3 protein-coding genes are annotated in these 1943 nt (G+C 32.4%); all 3 read left to right on the top strand.

What is annotated here, in order from left to right; all coding sequences use genetic code 11:
* The coding region (locus tag DP68_RS19830) for an RHS repeat-associated core domain-containing protein (protein ID WP_291550367.1) at positions 1-721 on the top strand (721 nt) is incomplete at its 5' end.
* A gap of 2 nt (positions 722-723) precedes the next feature.
* Entirely contained in the window at positions 724-1077 is a 354-nt protein-coding gene (locus DP68_RS18710) for a hypothetical protein (protein ID WP_035312045.1), read from the top strand.
* 33 nt (positions 1078-1110) lie between these two features.
* Positions 1111-1653, top strand: a complete 543-nt coding sequence (locus tag DP68_RS18705; RefSeq protein WP_035312044.1) for an RNA 2'-phosphotransferase — start codon at positions 1111-1113, stop codon at positions 1651-1653.
* Positions 1654-1943: the final 290 nt, after the last annotated feature.

Here is a 1943-nt window from a genome sequence, read left to right as displayed (position 1 = left end):
GAATCCTTATAGATATAGAGGGTATAGGTTTGATACCGAGACAGGGTTGTATTATTTGAATTCTAGATATTATAATTCTGAAATGGGCAGATTTATTAATGCGGATGGACTTATTGGAAGTCCAGGAGAATTACTAAGCCATAATATGTTTATATATTGTGCTAACAACCCAGTGAATATGGAAGATCCAAGTGGGCATTCATGGGTGGATATAAAAGCAAAGGTAAATATGTTCTTTTTAACAGCAGCCGTTAAGATCTATGTGCATCTTCAAGTAGCTAAGGCTTATGTAACAAGTAAGATTCGAGAAGGTGTAAGCAATATATTAAGTAGGACGGCAGATAAAGCTGTTACATTAAATCCTAATAAGATTAGATTCAGCCAAAATTCTGTAAATGATGCTAATCAAGTAATAAAAAGCATGAAAACAAACGGTTGGCAGGGGTCATCGATTGATGTTATAAAAATGCCAGACGGAAAGTATACTTCAATTGATAATACACGTGTACTTTCTGCAAGATATTCAGGTATTAATGTTAAAGCTATTGTACATGATTCAAATCAGCGATTGCCAAAGGAGTTTATAGAGAGATTCACAACAAAAAAAGGCGTTCCACAAACGTGGGGGGATGCAGTAAATTTAAGAATAGGAAAGCAAAGTTCAGCATTTAGAAGTAGGTATCCATTTGGTTCAAATATTATAGGATGGGATGGTAAGTAATTATGAGTATACAGTTACCAGATATTGATGTGTTAAAGAATGGATTTAAATATCCAGAGTCTTTTATAAGAATTGTTAAATTAAATTTAGTGGATTTAGACTTATGGTATATTATGGATAACAATCAGGCGTTAAGCAGGTATGAGGGAATGAAGAATAGGTATCCAAATAGAATACTAATACCATTTGCCAGAAGAGATGATAATGATGATGTTGCTTGCTTTGAATTTGGAAAAGGAGAAGAGGTTCAAATTATTCATGATTTTGCATCCCCAGGGTATGAACAAAGAAAAGTGTATAGTGATTTTTGGAGTTGGTTTAGAGATGCAATTGATGAAATGATTAATTTTATATAAATAATGACAACATTGATTTAGGAGGGATTAAATATAAACTATTTAGAATTAAGTAAAGAAGTTTCATATGCATTAAGACATGCTCCTTGGAAATATGAATTAGAGATTGATGATACTGGTTGGGTAGACATAAAACAGTTATTGATGGCTTTAAAAGAAAATAATCAATGGAGGAATTTAAATGAAAAAGATTTATATAAAATGATTGAAACATCTGATAAAAAACGTCATGAAATATTGTCAGGAAGAATTAGAGCTTTATACGGTCATTCCATACCACAAAAGATATTAAGAGAAGTAAAAAAGCCACCAGAAGTTCTTTATCATGGTACTGCTAGACGCTTTTGGGACTCAATTAGTAAAGACGGATTAGTTCCCAAAGAGAGACAATATGTGCACTTATCTGTAGATATTGATACTGCGCTTCAAGTTGGTAAAAGAAGAGATGATGAGCCAATTATTCTAAAAATCAGTGCGAATCAAGCTTATAGAGATGGGCTGTTTTTCTATAAAGGGAATGAAAAGGTATGGTTATCAGATTTTATCCCATGTAAATATATCAATAAAATGAAGTGAAATAAATTAAAGTACATTATGCTTATAATGAGATTAATAGGACTATAAAATACTGTATAATCATAATAACATTGAGAGCTAACGTTCAAAGCGTTAGCTCTTTTTTCCCCAAAATCGAGTGAAAGGATACTATAAATGGCAATAAAGTTTGTTGAGAAATTCAAACATACTTAAAATGAGGTTGTCTAAAACCAGCAGTGACAGCCCTTGGAAGCAGTATAAAGGGAACTCAGCAGCTTAATGGAAGGCTTCAGCAGTTCAGCTTCAGTAAAGAACTTTTAAATGATGAA

Source organism: Clostridium sp. HMP27, assembly GCF_000765165.1.
Classification (GTDB): Bacteria; Bacillota; Clostridia; order Clostridiales; family Clostridiaceae; genus Clostridium_AK.
Note: the sequence above shows the minus strand (reverse complement) of the source record. Positions and strands in the feature narration are given on the sequence as shown.

Bases quoted from the DNA above. Each gene is read 5' to 3' on its own strand.
- DP68_RS18710 (WP_035312045.1), top strand. From the start codon at position 724: ATGAGTATACAGTTACCAGATATTGATGTGTTAAAGAATGGATTTAAA.